Raw genomic sequence first — 3,712 nt, 5'->3', positions numbered from 1 at the left:
GTGGGCAGAGCTCCCCCCGTTAATTATTGGCATAGGATTACATCCGGCCCACCCAACAGGTGGATCTGCACACTTCTTATCCGGCAGGATCGCGCGCCGCAGTTTCTGAAACAGCAGCGCCGGCCAATCCTGACCCGTCCCTAAATTAGTATGCCGGCAAATACATTAACATCTTCCTAAAAGCCCGCTTCGCAGCGGGTGTCGGTTTCCTGACCCGTTTTGGGGTGGGTGAACACGAGTCGGCTGCAGTGCAGCATTACGCGGGCTGCCGCGGGACCGCCGTAGTGGGTGTCGCCGATTACGGGGTGGCCGACAGCGGAGAGCTGTGCGCGAATCTGATGGTAGCGGCCCGTTTTGAGGTGCACGCGCAGCAGGGTTTGCGTTGAAGTGACGGTTTCTGTTTCGTAGCTGAGCACAGCCGTTTTGCTGGTTTTTGTTTTGCGCTTTGCAGCCCTGGCTTTACGGGCAAGACTGTCTTTTTCAAGCTCATGGGTGAGGGTGGCCGATTGCGGCTCCGGTTTTCCGGACACAAGGGCGTGATAGGTTTTGAGGGGCAGCCCCTGCGCAAAGTCGGCGTTGAGCTGCTTGAGGATGGAAGGCTTCTTGGCCATTACGACGATGCCGCTCGTGACCTTATCGAGGCGGTGCACTACGCCGGGGCCCGTCCTGATGCGGATGCTGTTTCCGCAGTGATCAGCCACGAAATCCTGCAGGCTCGCATCGCCGAAGGGGTTGAATTCGACGGGCATGCCCGCGGGTTTGTTGAGGATGATGAGATCGGAGTCTTCAAAGAGGGTTTCTGGCTGCATGGTAGGCACGGGCTTATGGCACGCGGATTTTTGGGATGGGGTGGATGAGCGCGGATGATTTGGGAGCGGGGGGGAGCATCACAGGACACATCCCCTTTGGCGAGAAAATCTGCCGGGCTGTTTCGGAAAACAGCCGGCGTCATTCGGAGTGAAGTAAGGCTTCGTTCATGCCGCCGACCGGAACTGCCGGTTTGACGGAAACGCAGCCGAAGCATCGAAAAGGGGAGCACCACAGCACGCATCCCCCGATAAAAAAATGTTGCGGACCTACGCTGCGGCCGGGGTTTCGGGCTTTTGTTTCCAGTTTACTTTGGCGATGAGGATAAAGAGGCCGGCGATAACCAGCGGGATGCTGAGCAGCTGACCCATGCCCACAATCCACTCTACCGCGAAATCGGCCTGTTCGACCTTGGTAATTTCGATGAGGAAGCGGGCGGTAAACAACACCGTGAGAAATACGCCGAGCAGGGCACCCGCGGGCGGCTGATGCTTCCAGTATTTGTACATGCCCCACAGGATGGCGAACAGCAGCAGGCCTGCGCCGGCTTCGTACAGCATGGAGGGATGGCGTGGCAACATATCAACCCGCTCAAAAATAACGGCCCAGGATACGTCGGTTGGCAGGCCGTAAATCTCGGAGTTGAAGAAATTGCCGATACGCACAAAAACCCCGCCGATGGCGAAGGGGATGGTCATGCGGTCGAGCACCCAAACGTAGGTGATGTGCGGCCGGCGGCTTACGTACAGCCACATTGCGAGAATGTTGCCGATGAAGGCGCCGTGACTTGCCAGGCCGCCTTTCCAGATCATCAGGATTTCGGCGGGGTTGCTGAAGTAGTAGGCGGGGTTGTAGAAGAGCACCTCGCCGAGGCGCGCACCGGCGATGGTGCCCACAAAGAGGTACATGAGCAGGGAATCGGCGTCTTCCTGTTTGAAGCCGGCGTGCCGGAACATGGCCGAACCGAGGAAGTAGCCGAGCATGAAAGCGAGGGCGAAGCCGAAGCCGTACCAGCGCATTTCTATCGGACCTAACTGCGCTATGCCGGGGGAAGGGATGATCAGGAACAGCAGCTGACCAACAATCAGCGCCCCAACTGAAAGCGCCGCGATGTGCGTGCCAGGAATCAGGGACTTCTGCGCCTCCTGCTTGTCGCGGCGGCGCGCACGGCGCTTATCCGGCTGCGGATTGAATTTCTGATCGAGCTTCTGATAACCGAACCAGATGAGTGCCCCGGCCAGCACGAGGCCCAGAATGCTGATTTCAAAAGGGAGCTCGAGCACGCCGGTACGAAACATCACCGGGTCGCCATGCCATACAAAGTAAGAGTCGCTGAGGGTTTGCATTAAATAAAGTGCGGTTGATGAAAATTACAGGGACCAGTCAGAGCCGGTTTTGCTGTCCTGAACGCTGATGCCCAGCTCCGTGAGCTTTTCGCGGATCTGATCGGCAACGGCCCAGTTTTTGGACTGCCGGGCTTCGCGGCGAAGATCGAGGATGAGCGGCATGAGGCCGTCGATGATTTCGGTATTGGCTTGCTCCCGCTCGCTGAGGTCGGGCAGGATGCCGAGTACGGTATCCAGGAAATCCGTTGCCCAGCTCAGAAACTCGCTGAGGTTAGCCGGTATCTGACCGCTGTTGCAGGCCGCGCGCGCATTTTTGATGCGGGTGAACAGCCGGGCGATGGCCTGCGCGGTGTTGAAGTCGTCGTTCATGGCTTCTTCGGTTTCCGCGCGGATGGCATCTAACGGCAGGGCTTCGCCGGTTTTGGTATCGGAGGCCGCGGCCTTGTGCAGGTCCATGAGGTAGGTGCGCAGGTTGGCAAAGCCGCTTTCGGCGGCCTGAAGCGCGGTTTCGCTGAAATCGGTGGTGCTGCGGTAGTGGCTTTGCAGCAGGAAGAAGCGGATTACCTGCGGATCCCATGCGCGGCTGAGCAGCTTGTGGCTGCCGTCGTAAAACTGCCGCAGGGAGATGGCATTGCCCAGCGACTTGCCCATTTTCTGCCCTTCGAGCGTCACCATGTTGTTGTGCATCCAGTAGCGCACGAAGGGGTGCGCGTGATCGGTGCCGTGCGCGCAGGTGCTCTGCGCAATTTCGCACTCGTGGTGCGGAAACTTATTTTCGAGCCCGCCCCCGTGTATGTCGAAGTTTTCGCCCAGATATTTGGTGCTCATGGCCGAGCACTCGATGTGCCAGCCGGGATAGCCAACGCCCCAGGGTGAGGGCCATTTCATAAGGTGGGAGTCGTCGGCTTTTTTCCAGAGGGCGAAATCAGCCGGGTGACGCTTGTCGCCCGCGGTCACGACCCGTGTGCCGGATTCGGCCTCGTCGAGGCGGCGGCCGCTCAGCTGACCGTAATTCGGGTCGGAAGTGACGTCGAAATACACGTTGCCGCCGGCTTCGTAGGCGTGCCCTTTGGCAATCAGGGTTTCAATCATCGCAATCTGCTCGGGGATGTGCCCGCTCGCCCGCGGGGTGATGTCGGGCCGGAGGAGTCCGAGCCGGTCCATATCTTCGAAATAGCGGTTGGTGTATTTCTCGGCTACCTCCATCGGCTCAAGCCGCTCTATGCGGCTCTGCTTCGCAAGCTTGTCTTCGCCCTCGTCGGCATCATCCGTTAAATGGCCCACATCGGTGATATTCTGCACATAGCGCACCTTCCAGCCCTTGTAGCGCAGATAGCGCACCACCACATCGAAAGTGGTATAGCTCTTCGCGTGCCCGAGATGCGCATCGCCGTACACGGTGGGTCCGCACACATACATGCCCACAAAGCCGGGTGTTTGGGGTTCAAAGACTTCTTTTTTTCGGGTGAGGGTGTTGTAAATCTGAATCTGTTCCTGAGACATTTCGGGCGCTTACAAAAAAAGAGGGTGGATGATGAATGAGGGGATAAACTGCAAGC

The 3,712-nt window shown here is 58.5% G+C and carries 3 protein-coding genes; all 3 read right to left on the bottom strand.

All coding sequences use genetic code 11. From position 1 onward, the window contains the following. Nucleotides 1–176: 176 nt before the first annotated feature. The 3 genes from LAT75_RS15345 to cysS all read right to left on the bottom strand — a co-directional run bounded on the left by LAT75_RS15345 (nucleotide 177) and on the right by cysS (nucleotide 3,656). Complete coding sequence (locus LAT75_RS15345; protein ID WP_291483677.1) at nucleotides 177–809, bottom strand: RluA family pseudouridine synthase; 633 nt, start codon at nucleotides 807–809, stop codon at nucleotides 177–179. Nucleotides 810–1,076: 267 nt separating this feature from the next. Further along, nucleotides 1,077–2,153 (bottom strand): prolipoprotein diacylglyceryl transferase, encoded by a 1,077-nt coding sequence (lgt, locus tag LAT75_RS15340; protein ID WP_291483674.1) that lies wholly within the window; start codon nucleotides 2,151–2,153, stop codon nucleotides 1,077–1,079. 24 nt (nucleotides 2,154–2,177) lie between these two features. After that, complete coding sequence (cysS, locus tag LAT75_RS15335; protein WP_291483672.1) at nucleotides 2,178–3,656, bottom strand: cysteine--tRNA ligase; 1,479 nt, start codon at nucleotides 3,654–3,656, stop codon at nucleotides 2,178–2,180. Nucleotides 3,657–3,712: the final 56 nt, after the last annotated feature.

The organism is Cyclonatronum sp. (assembly GCF_022565315.1).
Taxonomy (GTDB): Bacteria; Bacteroidota; Rhodothermia; order Balneolales; family Cyclonatronaceae; genus Cyclonatronum.
The sequence above is the reverse complement of the archived record's forward strand: the minus strand, read 5'-3'. Positions and strand labels throughout refer to the sequence as shown.

Bases quoted from the DNA above. Each gene is read 5' to 3' on its own strand.
- LAT75_RS15345 (WP_291483677.1), bottom strand. From the start codon at position 809: ATGCAGCCAGAAACCCTCTTTGAAGACTCCGATCTCATCATCCTCAAC.
- lgt (WP_291483674.1), bottom strand. From the start codon at position 2,153: ATGCAAACCCTCAGCGACTCTTACTTTGTATGGCATGGCGACCCGGTG.
- cysS (WP_291483672.1), bottom strand. From the start codon at position 3,656: ATGTCTCAGGAACAGATTCAGATTTACAACACCCTCACCCGAAAAAAA.